General features: G+C 68.7%; 14 protein-coding genes. 4 read left to right on the top strand and 10 right to left on the bottom strand.

What is annotated here, in order from left to right; genetic code table 11:
* Window positions 1-10 precede the first annotated feature (10 nt).
* From glgB to OG558_RS42485, 8 genes are all read right to left on the bottom strand, one after another.
* The gene (gene glgB, locus OG558_RS42520) at window positions 11-2221 is read right to left on the bottom strand and encodes a 1,4-alpha-glucan branching protein GlgB (protein ID WP_405068093.1); all 2211 of its coding nucleotides are present in this window, start codon (window positions 2219-2221) and stop codon (window positions 11-13) included.
* 149 nt (window positions 2222-2370) lie between these two features.
* The gene (locus OG558_RS42515; RefSeq protein ID WP_329479900.1) at window positions 2371-3783 is read right to left on the bottom strand and encodes a maltokinase N-terminal cap-like domain-containing protein; all 1413 of its coding nucleotides are present in this window, start codon (window positions 3781-3783) and stop codon (window positions 2371-2373) included.
* Complete coding sequence (gene treS / locus OG558_RS42510; RefSeq protein ID WP_405068092.1) at window positions 3783-5498, bottom strand: maltose alpha-D-glucosyltransferase; 1716 nt, start codon at window positions 5496-5498, stop codon at window positions 3783-3785. The genes OG558_RS42515 and treS overlap by 1 nt, the downstream gene beginning before the upstream one ends.
* Before the next feature lie 277 nt (window positions 5499-5775).
* A complete protein-coding gene (locus OG558_RS42505) occupies window positions 5776-6195 on the bottom strand; it encodes a type II toxin-antitoxin system HicA family toxin (RefSeq protein ID WP_405068091.1) in 420 nt (139 codons plus the stop codon).
* Window positions 6195-6404: a hypothetical protein gene (locus OG558_RS42500; RefSeq protein ID WP_328519261.1), complete on the bottom strand. Its 210-nt coding sequence runs from the start codon at window positions 6402-6404 to the stop codon at window positions 6195-6197. The genes OG558_RS42505 and OG558_RS42500 overlap by 1 nt, the downstream gene beginning before the upstream one ends.
* A gap of 29 nt (window positions 6405-6433) precedes the next feature.
* A complete protein-coding gene (locus OG558_RS42495) occupies window positions 6434-7180 on the bottom strand; it encodes a hypothetical protein (RefSeq protein WP_405068090.1) in 747 nt (248 codons plus the stop codon).
* Between the two features lie 116 nt (window positions 7181-7296).
* Window positions 7297-8385: an OmpA family protein gene (locus OG558_RS42490; RefSeq protein ID WP_405068089.1), complete on the bottom strand. Its 1089-nt coding sequence runs from the start codon at window positions 8383-8385 to the stop codon at window positions 7297-7299.
* 436 nt (window positions 8386-8821) lie between these two features.
* A complete protein-coding gene (locus tag OG558_RS42485) occupies window positions 8822-9094 on the bottom strand; it encodes a hypothetical protein (protein WP_405068088.1) in 273 nt (90 codons plus the stop codon).
* Window positions 9095-9427: 333 nt separating this feature from the next.
* Between OG558_RS42485 and OG558_RS42480 the strand changes: the two genes are divergently transcribed.
* Window positions 9428-10024, top strand: a complete 597-nt coding sequence (locus OG558_RS42480; protein ID WP_405068087.1) for a winged helix-turn-helix domain-containing protein — start codon at window positions 9428-9430, stop codon at window positions 10022-10024.
* 17 nt (window positions 10025-10041) lie between these two features.
* Window positions 10042-10887: a dihydropteroate synthase gene (gene folP / locus OG558_RS42475; protein ID WP_405072290.1), complete on the top strand. Its 846-nt coding sequence runs from the start codon at window positions 10042-10044 to the stop codon at window positions 10885-10887.
* Window positions 10888-10914: 27 nt separating this feature from the next.
* On the opposite strand, the gene OG558_RS42470 is transcribed toward folP, so the two are convergent.
* Together OG558_RS42470 and OG558_RS42465 are read right to left on the bottom strand one after the other, a co-directional pair.
* Window positions 10915-11535, bottom strand: coding sequence for a Type 1 glutamine amidotransferase-like domain-containing protein (locus OG558_RS42470; RefSeq protein WP_405068086.1), 621 nt, complete (start codon window positions 11533-11535; stop codon window positions 10915-10917).
* Between the two features lie 67 nt (window positions 11536-11602).
* Entirely contained in the window at window positions 11603-15955 is a 4353-nt protein-coding gene (locus OG558_RS42465; RefSeq protein ID WP_405068085.1) for a S8 family serine peptidase, read from the bottom strand.
* A gap of 348 nt (window positions 15956-16303) precedes the next feature.
* Between OG558_RS42465 and OG558_RS42460 the strand changes: the two genes are divergently transcribed.
* Together OG558_RS42460 and OG558_RS42455 are read left to right on the top strand one after the other, a co-directional pair.
* Window positions 16304-16909 carry a winged helix-turn-helix domain-containing protein gene (locus tag OG558_RS42460; RefSeq protein WP_405068083.1) on the top strand — a complete coding sequence of 202 codons (606 nt, stop codon included), beginning with the start codon at window positions 16304-16306 and terminating at the stop codon, window positions 16907-16909.
* Between the two features lie 11 nt (window positions 16910-16920).
* Window positions 16921-18090 carry a threonine synthase gene (locus OG558_RS42455; protein ID WP_405068082.1) on the top strand — a complete coding sequence of 390 codons (1170 nt, stop codon included), beginning with the start codon at window positions 16921-16923 and terminating at the stop codon, window positions 18088-18090.
* Window position 18091: the final 1 nt, after the last annotated feature.

The raw sequence follows: 18091 nt of genomic DNA, 5'->3' as shown, positions 1-18091 counted from the left end.
TCCGTGAACGCTACCCGGTGAAGCGCAGGTACACCGTCGCCAGGGGTGGCACCGACAGCTCGGTGCTCGTCGCCATCCCGTGCCACTCCGGCCCGTCCGCCTCGACGGCACCGTAGTTGCCGACCCCGGATCCGCCGTACACGTCGGCGTCCGTGTTGACCGCCTCCTCCCAGCGGCCGCCGTACGGAAGACCGAGGCGGTAGCCGTGGTGCGGGATCGCGGAGAAGTTGGCGATGCAGGCCACGGTCGGCTCGCCGTCGTCGCCGTACCGGAGGAACGAGAAGATGTTGTTACTGGCGTCGTTCGCGTCGATCCAGGTGAACTTCGCCGGCGCGTGGTCGGTCCGCCAGAGCGCGGGGGTGTCCTTGTAGACACCGTTCAGGTCACGGACCAGCTGCTGCAGGCCGCGGTGGTCGGTGTGGTCCAGCAGCCACCAGTCGAGCTCGCCCTTCTCGGACCACTCCGACTCCTGGCCGAACTCACAGCCCATGAACAACAGCTGCTTGCCCGGGTGCGCCCACATCATCGCCAGGTACGCGCGCAGGTTCGCCAGCTGCTGCCAGCGGTCGCCGGGCATCTTACGCAGCAGCGAACCCTTGCCGTGCACGACCTCGTCGTGCGACAGCGGGAGGACGAAGTTCTCCGAGTAGGCGTACATCATCGAGAACGTCAGCTCGTGGTGGTGGTACTGGCGGTGGATCGGCTCGTGCTCCAGGTAGCGCAGCGAGTCGTTCATCCAGCCCATGTTCCACTTGAAGCCGAACCCGAGGCCGCCCAGATGCGTCGCCCGGGTGACGCCCGGCCAGGAGGTCGACTCCTCGGCCACGGTGATCACACCGGGCATCCGCTTGTAGAGGGTCGCGTTCATCTCCTGCAGGAACGACACGGCCTCCAGGTTCTCGCGGCCGCCGTACTGGTTCGGCACCCACTGACCCTCTTGCCGCGAGTAGTCCAGGTAGAGCATCGACGCGACCGCGTCCACCCGCAGACCGTCGATGTGGAACTCCTCGGCCCAGTACAGCGCGTTCGCGACCAGGAAGTTGCGCACCTGCGGCCTGCCGAAGTCGAACACCAGCGTGCCCCAGTCCGGCTGCTCGCCGCGGCGCGGGTCCGGGTGCTCGTACAGCGGTGTCCCGTCGAAGCGCGCCAGCGCCCAGGCGTCCTTCGGGAAATGGGCCGGCACCCAGTCGACGATCACGCCGATGCCGGCCTGGTGCAGCCGGTCGACCAGCAGCCGGAAGTCGTCCGGATCGCCGAAGCGCGACGTCGGCGCGAAGTACGACGTCACCTGGTAGCCCCACGAGCCGCCGAACGGATGCTCCATCACCGGCATCAGCTCGACGTGGGTGAAGCCCATGTCGTTGACATAGGCAACGAGCTCGTCGGCCAGCTCGCGGTAGGACCTGCCCTTCCGCCACGACCCGAGGTGCACCTCGTAGACACTCATCGGCTCGGCGTAGGCCTCCGCGGCGGCGCGCCGCTCCAGCCAGGCCGCGTCGTCCCAAACGTAGGACGACTCGTGCACGACGGAGGCGTTCGCCGGGGGAGTCTCGGCGAGGTTGGCCATCGGGTCTGCCTTCTGCCGCCAGACGCCGTCCCGGCCGCAGATGTCGAACTTGTACCGCGTCCCCGGGCCGATGCCGGGCACGAAGATCTCCCACACCCCGGACGAGCCCAGCGAACGCATCGGATGCGCGCGGCCGTCCCAGAAGTTGAAGTCCGCGGTCAGCCGGATGCCTTGCGCGTTCGGCGCCCAGACGGCGAACGACGTCCCGGTGACCGCTCCGGCCGGGCCGTCGTACCGGCGGACGTGGGCGCCCAGCACGCTCCACAGCTGCTCGTGGCGGCCCTCGCCGATCAAGTGCAGGTCGACCTCACCGAGCGACGGGAGATAGCGGTACGGATCGTCCAGCTCCACCGCGGGCCCATCGGTGTAGCTCACTTCGAGCCGGTAGTCCGGCACCTTGTCGATGTCGAGAACGCCGACCCAGACACCCTCGAACTCGTGCCGCAGGTCGAGCCGCCGGCCGTCGTACAGCACGGTGACGGTCTGGGCGAACGGACGGAGCACGCGCACCGTGACGCCGTGCTCACCAAGGTGGGGACCGAGCACCTGATGGGGATCATGGAACGTCCCGCCGACCAGCTGCTCCAACACGGTCCGATCCACCAGAACCGCTGTCACCACAGGCTCGTCGGCCGGTACCACCGGCACCTCCATGGCTTCTCTGTCTCCCATAAAACACATCCTGCCCGATCGAGGCCGCATTCACCGCACCCCGTACCCGCCGAGTCCGGACGTACACACGATCAGGCGTGCAAGGCGTTCCGTACGGCGTTGAACCGGGTGGCGTCTCTACTCGGCAGAGATCACTGTTCGGCCAACTGGGCCGCCGCGGCGAGCGGGATCGGCAGCCAGGTCGGCCGGTTGCGGGCCTCGTAGAGCGTCTCGTAGATGACCTTGTCGGCCAGGAACGCGCTCAGCAGCACACTCTGCTCACGGGGGTCGGTGCCCGCGACCTCGGCGTACCCGTCGCAGAACGCCTCCTGGTTGCGGCTCGCCCACTCGGCGGCGCGGTACGCGATCTGCTGGTCGCCCTGGTGATCGGCCAGCAGCGACCGGGCCGCGTAGTCGAACGACCGCAGCATCCCGGCGATGTCCTTGACCGCGGTGTCCAGCGCGCGCCGCTCGATCAGCGACTTGGCCGGCTCTCCCTCGAAGTCGATCAGCTTCCAGCCGTCGATCGTCCGCAGCACCTGGCCCAGGTGGAAGTCACCGTGGATCCGCTGCACCGTCACCGGCTGGTCGTACGCCGCGAGTGCCTCGAACCACCGGGTCAGTCCAGGCTTGTACGGCGCGAGGTCGGGGATGGCCGCGGCCGCCAGCTCGAGACGGCGCTGCATCGCGGCGGCGTGCTCCACCAGCTTGGCCGGCTCCCAGATGTCCGTGCCGAGGGCCTTGGCCAGCTCCGAATGGACCTGCGCCGTGCTCGCACCCAGCCGATGCGACTCGGCCGCGAAGTCGCCGCCGACCTCCTCGGCGTGCAGGTCCGCCTCGGCGTACAGGTCCCGCACCGACGAGGTCGCGAACGACCAGCCGTCCGTCGCGTTCTTCTGGAACGCCGTCATCATCGCCAGCTCGCCGCTGTCGGTGCCGCCGCCGGCCCGCGGCCAGCTGCCGCGCGCCGATCCGAGCACCTCCGGGACCAGCTCGGACCCGGACTCGGTGAGCGCCGACTCGATCTCGACCCCTGGGTTGCTCCCAGGCTCGAGCCGGCGAAACACCTTCAGCAACGCGACGTCGCCGAACACCAGCGACGTGTTGCTCTGCTCGACGGTGAGGACGAGCGAATGCGCGTCCTCCGGTACGACGATGGTCCGATCCGGAGCGTGGACGGGATGGAACTCCAGCCCGTCCAGCCGCCGTCCGTGCGTCAGCCCGTCGAGCCAGTACGGAGTCGCTTCCTTGTCGTGCAGAGCGTCGTACACCCAGACCTCGGCGTCGCCCAGGTCCGGCTCCGCCCACTCACCGATCAGCGCGTGGCCGAGGTTCTCGACCGGGGTGCGGTGGTAGCTGAGCGGCAGCTGGTACACCCGGATCGGGAACTCCGACCCGGGCGGACCCGAACAGTAGACGAACCCGATCCGGACCGCGGGCCAGACGTCCGCATCGGACAGCCACACCGAGGTGGCCATCGCGTCGACGTGGACGTCGTGTCCCTTCTCGCCGAACCACCGCTGGCCGGCGCAGAAGGACTGGACCTGGTCCAGATGGGAACTCACTACATGCTCTCCTCGTGGTCAGCCGGCTTCGGCAGCCGGAACCAGTAGAACCCGTGCGCGCTGAGCGTCAAAAGGTAAGGCAGCTCCCCGATGGTGGGGAAGTGCACGCCGCCCAGTAGCTCGATCGGCTCCACTCCCTGCCAGTGCCGCAGGTCCAGCTCGATCGGCTGCGGGAACCGCGACAAGTTGTTCACGCACAGCACCACGTCGTCACCGAACTCGCGCACGTACGACAGCACGCTGGGGTTGGAACCCCCTAGGTCTGTGAAGGTACCCATGCCGAAACACGGGTGCTGCTTGCGGGTCTGGATCATCCGCCGGGTCCAGTGCAGCAGCGACGACGCGTTCTCCATCTCGGCCTCGACGTTGACCGCCTGGTAGCCGTAGACCGGGTCCATGATCACCGGCAGGCTGAGCTTGCCCGGCGTCGCGGTGGAGAAGGAGGCGTTCCGGTCCGGGGACCACTGCATCGGCGTCCGGACGCCGTCGCGGTCACCGAGCCAGATGTTGTCGCCCATGCCGATCTCGTCACCGTAGTACAGGATCGGCGAGCCCGGCAGGCTGAGCAGCATCGCCGTGAACAACTCCATCTTGTTGGTGTCGTTGTCCAGCAGCGGTGCGAGCCGGCGGCGGATGCCGATGTTCGCCTTCATCCGCGGGTCCTGCGCGTACTCGCCCCACATGTAGTCGCGCTCCTCGTCGCTGACCATCTCGAGCGTGAGCTCGTCGTGGTTGCGCAGGAAGATGCCCCACTGGCAGGTGTCCGGGATCTCCGGGGTCTGGGCCAGGATCTCCGAGATCGGGAACCGCGACTCCCGCCGTACGCCCATGAAGATGCGCGGCATCACCGGGAAGTGGAACGCCATCTGGCACTCGTCACCACCGGAGCTGCGGTCGCCGAAGTACTCGACCACGTCGGCCGGCCACTGGTTCGCCTCGCAGAGCAGGACGCGGTCGGTGTAGTTCGCGTCCACCTCCTTGCGGACCCGCTTGAGGAACTCGTGGGTGCGGGGGAGGTTCTCGCAGTTGGTGCCCTCGGTCTCGAACAGGTACGGCACCGCGTCCAGCCGGAAGCCGTCCACGCCGAGGTCGAGCCAGAACTTCAGCGCCTCGATCATCGCGTCGCCGACGGCCGGGTTCTCGAAGTTCAGGTCCGGCTGGTTGGAGTAGAACCGGTGCCAGAAGTACTGGCCGCGGATCGGGTCCCAGGTCCAGTTCGACGTCTCGGTGTCGACGAAGATGATCCGGGCGTCGGAGTACTGCTCGTCGGTGTCGGACCACACGTAGAAGTCGCCGTACGGGCCGTCCGGGTTGTTCCGCGACTCCTGGAACCAGGGGTGCTGGTCGGAGGTGTGGTTCATCACGAAGTCGACGATGATCCGGATCCCGCGCGCGTGCGCGGCCTCCATGAACGCGGCGAAGTCCGCGATCGTGCCGACCTCGGGCATCACCCCGGTGTAGTCGGAGATGTCGTAGCCGCCGTCGCGCAGCGGCGACGGATAGAACGGCGGTAACCAGAGACAGTCGACGCCGAGCCACTCGAGGTAGTCGAGTTTCTCGGTCAGGCCTTGCAGATCGCCGATGCCGTCGGCGTTCGAGTCCTTGAAGGACCGCACGAGGACCTCGTAGAAGACGGCCCGCTTGAACCACAGCGGGTCACTCTTCGTCAGTCCGTGGTGCTGCTCCGGCAGCATGTCGGTCACGCTCACCTCCATCGGGTGTCTCCAAACCTAGCGGTACTGCGGCTTGTCGCCACGACGTGACGACGGTGTGTGGACTCGCCCGGACCCGCACTGGTTCCCGTACCCCGTCGTGGGGTTCGTACTCCCTCGCATCGGAGTGCGAGGGGGACAGCGCGCGGCTCCCGGGTGGGCCCGGTGATGTGGTGGACGCCCCGGGACGGACGGTTCCGGCAAGGCGTTCCGCTCAGTGTGACGGCCCTCCACCAGTACAAGCAAATAGGGGCCCAATCCCCCTATCCCACAGGCCCGTTCAGCCCCTCCGCGGCGACCGTCCGTCCCGCTCCCGCACGGGGGAGGCCGCCTTGCGCCGGCCGCCGGAACGGCCGGCCGCGGGTTGTCGCCTGGTGGCGCCGCGCGCGTCGGCCACACCCTCGCGCGGGTCGACCCGCTGGTCGACGTCTTGCTCCGCAGCCTGCTGTGCCTCGGCTTCGCGGGCCTTGACCAGCTTCGGGTTCAGCAGTTCCTCGGGCGTCAGGTCGACATCGCTCAGAATGCTGCGCAGGGTCCCCTTGGCGACGTCCCTGCCGCCGTGCACCGGGACGGTCGTACCGCGACCGTCGGCGTCGTTCTTCATGATGTGGTGACTGCCGTTGACCCGATCGACCCGGAAGCCGTGCTTCTTGAGCTGGGCGACGACCTTCTCGCCGCTCAGGGAGGGGACCTTGGCCATCAGGGCGTCTCGACGGTGACCGTGATCTGCTCGGGCACGCCGAAGGACTCGATCAGCCCGGTCAGCGCCTCGCGGAGATCCTCGACCGCCGCCTCCGGGGTGTCACCCTCGCCGTTCGCGCCGACGCCGTGCCGTAGGAGCGCATGCGCGCACCAGACGCCGTCCTCGTCCTGCTCGATCGTGTACGGGACGGTGACGTCGTGCTTCACGGTCGGACCCTCTTCTTTCGTGCGGGGCGTCAGTCGTGGGGGTTCGCGGACTTGCGGGGGCGGCGGGTGTACCTGGTGAAGCCCGCGCGTTCGGCGTCGGACTCGGTGCGGAACCAGACCTCGGGTTTGGTCCGGCCGTAGTACGGCGAGTCGGGGGTGTGGAACAGCATCGACTGGGCGTTGCCCTTGATGGTGAACCCGTCCGGCGGACCTTGATGAGGCACCGCGTCGGCCGAGCCCTCACCGTATCGCCCGGGCGGCGCATCGGCCCGCACCTGCGGCCCGGTCGCGTCTGTGTCGTCGCCGCCGACCGGGTCGAGGTGGTCGAAGAGCGTCGGCTCCGCCTCCATCAGCCGGGAGAACACAGGACCCGGCTGCTCACGTACGACGGGCGCCGGCACCTCACGGACGGGCCTCGGCTCCGCGCGGACCGGCGTCGGCTCCTCACGGACGGGTCTCGGCTCCCCGCGGACCCGTGTCGGTTCCGCGCGTACGGCCGGTCGCGGTTCGGCGCGGACGACGGGTTGCGGTTCGGCTCGTGCGACGGGTGGGGACTCGGATCGTGCCGCAGGTGGGGACTCGGCTCGTGCGGCGGGTGGGGACTCGGCAATCGTGGCTCCGACGAGGACCTCTTGCTTCTCGTCCGCCGGCTCCCCGACCTGTGGCTCCGGGGAAGTGGCCGGCTGGCGGCGTTCGAGGAGGATCCAGGTGATGGCCGCGCCGATCAGGAAGGCGATCAGAGACCACAGCCAGTTGTGGCGCAATAGCCAGCTCATCGGCGGGCTCCTCTGGCCGGGGTGCGGACAAGGCGGTGTAGCAGCCAGGCGGCCGCGCTGCCGAGCACGAACGCGACCAGAAGCAGGATCCAGATCTGTGCGATCAGCCAGCTCATTCAGTTCCCCTGCAGTACTCGGATCTCGGCCCGGCGATTGGCGATCCGGCCGGTGGCGGTGGTGTTGGGCGCGATCGGGAAGGCCTCGCCGTAGCCGTTCGCGTGGATGTGACCCGCGGCCACGCCGAGCCGAACCAGCTCGGCCTTGACCTCGGCGGCCCGGCGCTCGGACAGCGGCAGGCTGCTCGCGGGCGAACCGAGGTTGTCGGTGTGGCCGGCCACCTCGAAGAACGCGGCCGGACAGGTCTTCAGCAGTGCGGCGGCCTTGACCACCGTGGGCTTCGACGCGTCGTTCACGATCGAGGTGCCGGACAGGAAGTTGATCTTGTGCTGCCGGTTGAACTCGGATACCCGGGTCTGCAACGTCCGGCACGGCTCACTGACCGTGGTCGTCGTCGGCGCGGGGATCTCCAGCTGGTTCGCGATCACCCCGCCGGGCACGGCCTTCGCCGCGGCCCGGGCGACCGTGGCTTTGCTTGCCTGATCCGGCACCTCACCCGTCAGCGTCACGGTGCTGCCGTCGTACCGGACCGAGGCGTCGCCGGTCCCGATCGCGAGTGCCTGCAGCACGGTGGACACCGCGGTCGCGTCGGTCAGCCCGTTCGCGGGATCGATCGTCGTCCGGTCGTCGTACTCACGGTTTTCGCCGAGCACCTTGGCGACCTCGGCGGCGATAGCATCCTTGACGCCTTGATCCTTCACCGCGGCCTGCACCCGGATCGACTGATCCGTCCGGCCGACCTCGAACGGTGCGACGGTCGGCTCGGCGGGCGGCTCGCTCGGCGGGGGAGTGGGCGTCGTCGACCCGCCCTCGATCCGGACCGAGCGAACGCCTTCGACCGTCCCGACGACCTCGCGGACGAGGTCGGGGTCGACGCCGGCCGGTACGACGATCTTGGCGTCGCGACCGTCGAAGTCGACGGACCCGGACTCGATGCCCCGGGCCTGCAGCGCCGCCACGGTCTGGTCGCGGAGATCGTCCTCGGTGGTGCCCGCCCTGGCCGGAATCAGCACGGCCGTCAGCAGCACCGGGACCGCGAGGGCCGCGAGCAGCCAGATGACGATCGGCCGCCGAACGAGACCGGGCACTGTTCCTCCGTCGGGTGCGGTCAAGAGTGACCGTGCGCGAGGAGATTACTCCGCCGCGCGCCCCGTCTGCACACCTCTCGAAGGAGCGTCGTGATGATCACGAGAACATTTTTATTCGGTCAACTTCTTTATTTAACTGGATGTGGTCGATAGAGTGCGGACAGTTCCGCTCCCGAACGGCCAGGGACTGGATGGCGCGTTCTTCTGGGCGGTGTCCGGTGACACCGCCGACGACAGCCTGATCACCGCGGTGAAGACCGTCTGCTGATCCCGCCCGGACCGCCGGCCGCGCCCGCCGCCCCGGGCCGGTCGGCCTTTCCCTGTTCGGCATTGGTTTATCGGCTCTTCTGCTGGATGTGTGGGCGAAGTGTGCGGGTCGGCTGGTGTGCAAGCTCGACAGGAAGTGTCGGTCCAGGGGCGCTGGTCGGCGAGGCATTCACGCCTGGCGCCGGCCGGCCCGGCCGGGCCAGGGCGGACACTTCCTGTCGAGCTTGCACACCCCAGCCACGTCCGCACTCCCCGCTGCCACCGTCCGCCCTCGCCCCGGCTGCCACCGTCCGCCCTCGCCCGGGCTGCCGCCGTCCCGCATCGCCGGGCTGCCAACGTCCGCACCCGACCAGCCCGCACCGGGCAGGTGCGGTGACCGGACCCGCTCGTCGTGCCGGCCGGGACGACGAGCGGGTCCGATCACCGGGACCTGGGACACCATCTGGAGACCTCGGACAGGCCGTGCCGTGTTCGAGGTCCCGACTACCTGTCCGAGGTCGCGGCAATACCGCCGATCAACATCCAGGGTCCGCAGCCATTTCGGGACTCCGGCACTTTGGCCATGGGCTGTCTCGAGTCACCGGACCAGGGCCTGCCCGCCGACCACGACACGGCAGATCGGCCACCACGCACACACCGAGCAGAAGGTCCGTTTTGTCCTGACTCGGACAGGTCGCATTTGTGCCAGCCCGGGGTGCTGGGAATCCCTTGACTTACTTCGCGCCGTAAACCGTACTTATGGCTGGCCGGCGTTGGATCTGGGGAGGGGCTCGCCATGGAGAGGTCGTCGGATTCGTCCTTGATCATCGGCGTGGCCACGTCCACGGCCGAACGTGTGCAGCTCGCGCGGCTGCTCGGCACCGCCGACGCGCTGCTGCTGGTGTCCAGTGCGGACCAGGCCCGCGCGTTCCTCGAACTCACCGCGATCACCTCGCCGGCCGGTCCCGTCGTACTCGCGCCGGCAGTGCTGCAGGCCTCCGATGAGCAGCCTGCCCAGATCGGGGCAGTGCCCGCTTCCGTGGTCGCCGTGCCGACGACGGTGGCGATGCCGGCCGCGCGGGCCGCGGTGGTGACCGCGCCGGAGCCTGAACTGTTCCTTGACGTCGACCGCCGGGTGGTCCGCTGGAAGGACCGCGAGGTGTCGCTGACGCGTCTGGAGCACGACTTCCTGCACTGCCTGGTCGAGGAACCCGGCCGGGTCTGGACCTACCAGCGTCTCCACCACGCCGTCTGGGGCAACGAACACCTGGGCCACGGCTCGCACATCCACTCCGTCGTGAAGCGCCTCCGCCAGAAGCTCGCCCATCTCGGCGCCACCGTCACCATCCACGCCGTCCGCGGCGTCGGCTTCCACCTCCTCCCCACCACCTGACTGGGGTAGCGTCCCAGCTGGTGCGAACGCAACTGGTGGGGATCGTCAACGTCACGAGGGACTCGTTCTCCGATGGGGGACGGTACTTGTCCTCCGGGGACGCGATCGCGCATGCGCGAGAGTTGTACGCGGCCGGCGCCGAGCTGGTCGAGCTCGGGCCGGCGTCCAGTCACCCGGATGCGGAGAAGGTGTCGCCGCAGGAGGAGATCGAGCGGCTGGCCGGGGTGATCGACGGGCTGGACGGGATTCCGTGGGGTGTGGATTCCTATCACCCCGAGACACAGCGGTACGCGGCTGCGCGTGGAGCGACGTACCTGAACGACATCCAGGGCTTCCCGGATCCCCGCCGGTACGACGAATTGGCCGGGCTCACGTGTCGGCTGGTGGTGATGCACTCGGTGCAGCGGACCGGTCCGTCGGCGCGGGTGCGGACTGACGCGGGGGAGATCTGGTCGTGGATCGAAGAGTTCTTCGACGAGCGGATCGCGGCGCTCGAGGCGGCGGGTATCGAACGCGACCGCCTGATCCTCGACCCCGGCCTAGGCTACTTCCTCGGCAGTACGCCGGAACCGTCCCTGACCGTGCTCGGCAACTTGTCCCGGCTGAAGACCCGCTACGACCTACCGGTCCTGATCTCGCCGTCCCGCAAGTCGTTCCTGCGCGACCTCACCGGCACCGACCTCACCGGCATCGGACCGGCGACCCTTGCCGCCGAGCTCCATGCCGCCACCGAAGGCGCCGACTACATCCGGACCCACGACCCCGCCGCGTCGGCCGACGCCTTGACCGTCCACGCCGCGTTGACACGCCCGTCTCGATCGTCCCGCGGACGCGATCTCCGGAACTTCACTGTCGCCTGGTGACGAAGAAGTTCCGGAAAGCCGGTCGCGTCAGCGGTTCCAGTCCGCCGTGATCGCGGACGGGCGCCGGTCCACGAGTCCGTCGGTGATGAGCAACGCCTCGTCGTCGTTGTAGGCGATGAAGGTGAGGCCGGGCCGGTCGGCGATCAGCTTGTCGTAGCGCTCGCGGCGTCCGCGGTTGCTGTGGACGAGAGGGTGGAAGGGGACAAGACCCAACCCGGTGGTCGAGTTGACCTGGCCGGGGTCGTCGGGGGCGTCGTACACCGCGAGATCCGGGGCGGTGAGGATGGCACCGGCCGAAACGCCTGCGTACGCGAGACGTCCGGAACGGACAGCCGGCGGGACCGCCTGTGCGAAGCCGCTGCGCTGGGCGTGTTCGAGGAGGAAGATCGGCTGGCCGCCGGTCACGAAGACCAGGTCGGCGCTCTCGAGTACGGCGTCGACGTCGTGGCGGCCGGCGCCTTCGAGGTCGAATCTCACGACACCCAGGCCGCAGGTGGTGAGCACGTCCATGGCGACGTCGACCCAGGGAGTGGCCGGTAGGGGATTGCCTGCGGTCGGTATGAGGACGGCGCGGCGTGGACGGCGGGGGAGCTCGTCGAGCCAGGCCGGAAAGGCCCCAAGACCTTGGCTGCCGAGAAACAGGTTCACGTCGACACCTTGGAAGGGACCGGCCCCCGCCCCGTGCGGGGCGAGGGCCGGCCTACCTAGCGCGGTGTTACTTGATGGACTTCAGGGCGAAGTTCTCGGTCACCGGCTCGCCGGCGAGGAGTTTCGTGGTGCGGGTTTGGGGCTTGTAGCCGTCCTTGGCGGCGATCAGGGTGAGGGGGTTGTTGCGACGGTCCAGCCAGTAGGCGTAATTGCCGTCCTTGTCGGTGATGAACGTGTAGGACTGCGCCCACGAGTCCACCTCGACGATCGCGCCCGGGAGCGGAGCTGTGGCGCCGGACGAGCTGACGCCCGTGACGTTGCCCTGCAGCTTGCTCCAGGTGGTCGGCGGGGTGACGGTCATCGTCACGCCGACCGGTGCCACCGTGTAGGGCGTGTTCTCGCCGATCGTGACCGCACCGCTGTAGGTGCCGGGCTGGTCCACGTTCGCGGTGAGCGTGACCTTGACCGTCGTCGACGCGCCCGGGGCCAGGGTGGCCTCGGTCTTGTCGATGGACAGCCAGCTCACGTCCGCCGACGACTCGGAGCAGTCCTCGAGACCCGGCAGGGCCTCGCTGTCGACCGTGGCGGTGAATTGACCCAACGAGCCACCGACCTTGTAGAAGCCGCAGGCCGCGCCACCGCGGTACCGCGGCACGTTGGCGTTCGGCAGGGCGGCCCAGGTGTCCGACGCCGGGTCGTACGAGAACCCGGCGTTGGTGATGGCACCGGCCTGCACGCCGCCGACGATCAGCAGCTTGCCGCCGGCGACGGCGTACGACGACGCCCAGCTGTCGGCCGGAGCGTCGGCGACCGCGGCCCAGGAGTCGGCTCCCGGGTCGTAGACGTACGCCGACTTCTGCGCGTTCGTGCCGTCGTTGCCACCGGCGCAGTACACCTTGCCGTCGATGGCGCCGCAGGATGCGAACGCGACCGACTTCGGGTAGTTGGCCAACGTCTGCCAGGCGTTGGTGGCCGGGTCGTAGCGGACCACCGTGTTGCTCATCGGCAGACAGCCGGAGGTCGTGCAGCCACCGACGGCGTACAGCTTGCCGTCGGCAACGGCCTGACCGGCTGCGGCCCGCGGTGCCGGGTTGGCCGCCAGTGAGGTCCAGGCGTTGCTCGCCGGGTCGTAGGCCCAGGTCGCCGCGTCCGGTCCGGCAGCGCCCCAGCCGGAGCTGGCAATGATCTTGCCGGCCACGACGCCGACGGTGACGGCGTTGCGGGCACCCGGCAGCGGAGCGATGGCGGTCCACGCCATCGACGCCGGGTCGTACACGTAGCTGTTCCCGGTCGACGCGTTACCGTCGCCACCGGCAATCGAGTAGACCTTGCCGTCCAGGTTGACCACCCGGTTGTCCATCACGGTCGCCGGGTAGTCGGCGATGTCGGTCCACGGAGCCGCGAGCGGCTTCGCGACAGCCGGCGTACCGGCGGTCTTGCCCGACAGCATGCTGGCGAACGAGGTCGGCACCGCGAGCCGCTGCAGCGGGGCACCGGTGCTGGTCAGCACCTGCGCCTTGGTGGTCTTGGTGCCGTTCGCGTTCTCCAGGACGAAGCCGTTGTCCTTCTCACCGAACTTGACGTCGACGTCCGCGCCACCGGTGTTGGTGACTGTGAACGACTTGGTGACCTTGCCGGTGGGCAGCTTCAGGTTGCCCGACACACTGCCCGGCGTGACGCTCAGCCGGCCGGCCTTCAGCGCGTAGTCGGCCTGGGTCGTCCAGTCCGCCTCGACGTTGACGGTCGCCGTCGCGCTGACGTAGTTGCCGGCCTTGGCGGTGAAGCCCTGGTCGCCGTCCGCGGACGAGTACATCCAGTAGAAGCCGTCGTTCAGGCCGGTGTCCTCGGGCGTCGCCACGGTGGTCGCGGACTCGGAGCTGCCGTCATGGGTGACGACGGCACCGTTCACGAACCCGTTCGTGTTGGCGTCCTTGACGTTGCCGACGACGATGCCGCCGCCGGTCGGCTCACAGGTGACCTGGCTGCCGATCAGCACGTTGTCGACGATCCACCACCATTCGAACGAGGCGTCGTAATAGTGGAAGCGAACCTGTACGGCGGACTGGCCGGCCGCCTGCGGGATCGCGATCTCCTGGACGCCGCGGATGTCGGCGGCGTCGGACAGTACGTTGGTCCAGGTGGTTCCGCCGTCGATCGACAGGTCCACCTCGGCCTTCTCCTGGCTGAACCGGTTGAAGTCCTGGTTGAACCGGATCACCGGGGCGGTGACCGCGCTCAGGTCCACGACCGGGCTGACCAGCGACGTGTCCTGCGAGCCGCCGGAGCCGTACCTGTCACTGTCGACGACCGCGAACTTGCCGCTGCCACCGGACAGGTTGCCCCGGTTGCCCGGGTCGTTGAACTGCCAGACCTGGCCGTTGCCCTTGTTGTCGACGACGGTCCAGCCACTCGGGACCGCACCGGAGTCGAACGTCTCGTAGACACCGTCCGAGCCGAACTTGTAGCCCGGTGCGGTGATGCAGTCGGCCGTGACCGGGACCGCGATGTTCTTGGTCACGTTGCCCGTGCCGACCGTGATCGGCTGGCTGACCGTCTGGTAACCCGGGTACTGCGACTCGACCTTGAGCGAGTACGCGGCACCGGACGGAACCTTCAGGCTGAAGCGGCCGTTGCTGGGCGTGGTGTAGTCGAACACGCCACCCGGACCCTCGACGCTCACCTTCGCGTACAGCGGCCAGCCGTGGCCGGAGCCGTCCGTGATGGTGCCGCCGACACTCACCTGCGGAGTGCTCTCCAGCGCGAAGTCCTTCGTGGTGGTCTGACCGGTGGTGATGGCGACCGTTGCCGTCTGGGTCTTGTACCCGAACGACTCGACGGTCAGGTCGTAGCTCCCGGCCGGCAGGACCGACGAGAACGTGCCCGTGCTGCTGGTGGTCAGCACCTTGTCGGGCTGGCCGGCCGCCTTCACGGTCACGCTGGCGCCGGCGATGGCGGCACCGCCGGTGGCGGCGGTCACCTTGCCGGTCAGAGTGCCGGTGTCACCGATCGGTGCGGCGTTGAGCAGAGCCAGTGCGTCCAGACGGCCCTGACCGAAGACGTTGTTGTTCTCCGGGGTGCCGCCGCATTGGCTGTCCGGCGCGTCGACGGCGGTCTGGTTCAGCAGTGCGCGGGTGGCGTTGACGTCACCCTTCAGCGCCGGCGAGGCGGACCACAACAGCGCGATCGTGGCCGCGAGGTGTGGTGTGGCCATCGACGTACCGTTGAAGCTGCCGTAGGTGTTGCCGGGCAGGCTGGAGCGGACGTTGACGCCGGGGGCCGAGATGTTCGGCTTGATCGTGCCGTTCTGACCGACACCACGGCCGGAGAACGACGCGATGTTGTTGTTGATGTCGTAGGCGCCGGCCGAGTAGTTACTGGTCAGGCTGCCCGGCGACCCGCTGGTGTTGCAGGCGGAGCCGCTGTTGCCGTTGGCGAACGCACCGAAGATCCCGGACGCGGTCCAGGCCAGGGTGATGTCCTCCATGAACGGGTCGTTCGACGGAGTCTGCGAGCCCCACGAGTTGTTGATGACGTTCGGCCGCTTGCTCGCGTCCGGGTTCTGGCCCGCGAGGTTGGTCGGCTCGAGCATCCACTGGCCGGAGCTGATCAGAGCCGCGTCGCTCGGGCAGCAGCCGTTGGCGGCGATCCACTTGACGCCCGGTGCGACGCCGACCTGGTTGCCCGCGCCGTCGTCACCGACCATGGTGCCCATGGTGTGGGTGCCGTGGCCGTTGCCGTCGGCCGGCTGGCTCGGCGAGGTGCCGGCGGCGTCGAACCAGTTGTAGTTGTGGTCGAAGGTGCCGTCGCCGTTGTTGCCGCGGTACTTGCCCACCAGCGCCGGGTGGTCGAACTGCACCCCGGTGTCGATGCTGGCGACGACGATCCCCTCGCCCTTGTCGCCGTACTGCGACCAGACCTGGTCGGCCTTGATGTTGGCGACACCCCACTCGACCGAGTTGATCTCGTGCTCGGTCGTGCCCTGGGTGACCTTGGGAACGTCGATCGCGACCGGGGCGTACAGGCCCTCGACCTCGGTGTGGGTGGCCAGGTTCTGGGCCAGCGCGAGCGAGCCGCTGTCGATGCGGATCGCGTTCGTACCCCAGAACGAGGTGTACTTCACGTGCTGCGCGTCCAGCTCGGCGCGGATCTTCGCCTGGCTGTCCGCCGCGGTCTTGCGCAGCGCGGCGGCCACGGCGGTGCCGCGCTCATTCCAGTCGGTGATCTTGCTGGCGGCGGTCAGGTCGGCCTTCGCGCCGAACCGGACCCAGTAGTCGGACGACGCCTTGGCGTCCTTGCCTTCCAGCTTCGCCATCAGTTCCGGCTTGATCTTGGCGGCCGGTGACGGTGTGGCGTCGGTTTTGGTGGGCGGTGCGGCCTGGGCCTGGCCGACGGCGGCCAGCCCGGTTGCGACGACAGCCACCGTCGCCAGGGCACCCACCAGCGATCTGGCAAGTCCCCTTCGTGGTTGATGTGACATCTCTGCAGCCCCTCACTTGGAACGACCCCGAGTCGACTCCCCCGAGTCATTTCGTTGCGTGCAGAGGTGCATGGGGGTTCGCGTCAGGGCGAACGCTCCGTGCCCCCTAGTTACAACACGGTCGCGGTCTGTGACACCGCGAGCCTGACGTGGAGCCTATGTGTCAGAACAACGTGGTAACAAGCACACTTGGTGAGCAGGATGTGACTATCTGTCGCACCGATCGAGGCAAAGTGGTCAAACGTTGGCAGTCCGTTGACGATCCCGGGCAGAGGTTGACATCGTGACCAAATGGTCACCGCCCGTGTCCCCGCCCCGGACCTCGATCTGACCACGACTGGTCCTGAGCCGTTCCCGCTGCTTATTGCGGTCGCGGCCTCGCCCGAGGAGCGCGTGCGCCTGGCCGAGCTCGTCGACGACGTCGCGCCGCTGCTCCTGGTCTCCAGCCTCCACGAACTCCGCAAGCTGCTCGTGCCCGCGCAGCAGCCCCCGCCCGCGTCCCCCGAACAGCCCGAACCGCCAGAGCCCGACGCCGTCGAGGCCACCGCGGCCCGGAGCTCGGACGAGGAGCCGGAGGCCGACGTCCTGACGATCGACCGGGTCCGCTCGGTCGCCCGCTGGCGCGGCAGCGAGATCCAGCTCACCGAACTCGAGCACGACCTGCTCACCCGGCTGATGTCGGAGCCACTGCGCGTCTGGACGTACGACGCTCTGCACCAGACCGTGTGGCGCAGTCGCGACCTCCGCGGCACCGCCGACGTGCACTCGGTGGTGAAGCGCCTGCGCCGCAAGCTCGACGAACTGGGCACCACGGTCACCATCGACGCGGTCCGCGGCACCGGGTTCCGTCTCACCGATCACCAGCGCCCGGCGATCACCAATCTCCGGGCGGGGTAGTTTCTGTCGGTGTGACGTTCTCTGCGCTGAGTCATCTCGAGTGCCCTCGTTGTGGATCCGTCCACGACGCCGACCAGGTCATCGGCCTCTGCCCGTGCGGATCACCCCTGCTCGCCAGGTACGACGTACGCGCGGTGACGCTGACCAAGGACGAACTGGCCACGCGTCCGCCGGATCTGTGGCGGTACCACGAGCTGCTGCCGGTGCGATCCGCCGGCAACGTGGTGACCCTGGGGGAGGGGATGACGCCGCTGCTGCCGTTGCCGCGGTACGGGCGTGAGCTCGGGGTCGACCGGCTGTTGATGAAGGACGAAGGGCTGATCCCCACCGGTACGTTCAAGGCGCGGGGTGCCGCGGTCGGGGTGTCGCGCGCCTACGAGGTCGGCGTACGGAAGATCGCGATGCCGACCAACGGCAACGCCGGGTCCGCCTGGGCCGCGTACGCCGCCCGGGCCGGGATGGAGGCGTTGATCGCGATGCCGATCGCGGCGCCGGAGATCTGCCGGCGCGAGGTGGCCGTGGTCGGCGCCGAGCTGCACCTGATCGACGGGCTGATCGGCGACGCCGGCGCGTTCGTCCGCGCGGAGCTCGCCAAGCGCGAGGGCTATCTCGACGTGTCGACCCTGAAGGAGCCCTACCGGATCGAGGGCAAGAAGACGATGGGCCTGGAGATCGCCGAGCAACTCGGCTGGCAGCTGCCCGATGTGATCCTCTACCCGACCGGTGGCGGCGTCGGCATCATCGGCATCTGGAAGGCGCTCGTCGAGCTCCGCGACCTCGGCTGGATCGAGGGTCCGCTGCCGCGACTCGTCGCCGTACAGTCCACGGGCTGCGCGCCGATCGTGCGCGCGTGGGAGAAGGGCCTGCCGGAGAGCGAGCCCTGGCCGGACGCGCAGACCGTTGCCTTCGGCATCACGGTGCCCAAGGCGCTCGGTGATTTCCTTGTCCTGCAGGCGATCGCGGAGACCGACGGCTGTGCCGTTGCCGTCGACGACGCGGACATCCTGGCGGAGCAGCACAAGCTAGCCCGGTTGGAAGGCGCCTTCATCTGCCCCGAGGGAGCAGCGAACTTCGCGGCCGTCCGGCAGTTGCGGGAGTCCGGCTGGATCCGCGCCGATGAACAGGTCGTCGCCCTGAACACCGGCGCGGGTCTGAAGTACCCGGAAACCGTCCCCCTCTGAC

The organism is Kribbella sp. NBC_01510 (assembly GCF_045040325.1).
Lineage (GTDB): Bacteria > Actinomycetota > Actinomycetes > Propionibacteriales > Kribbellaceae > Kribbella.
This window is presented reverse-complemented; position numbering and strand designations above follow the sequence as displayed.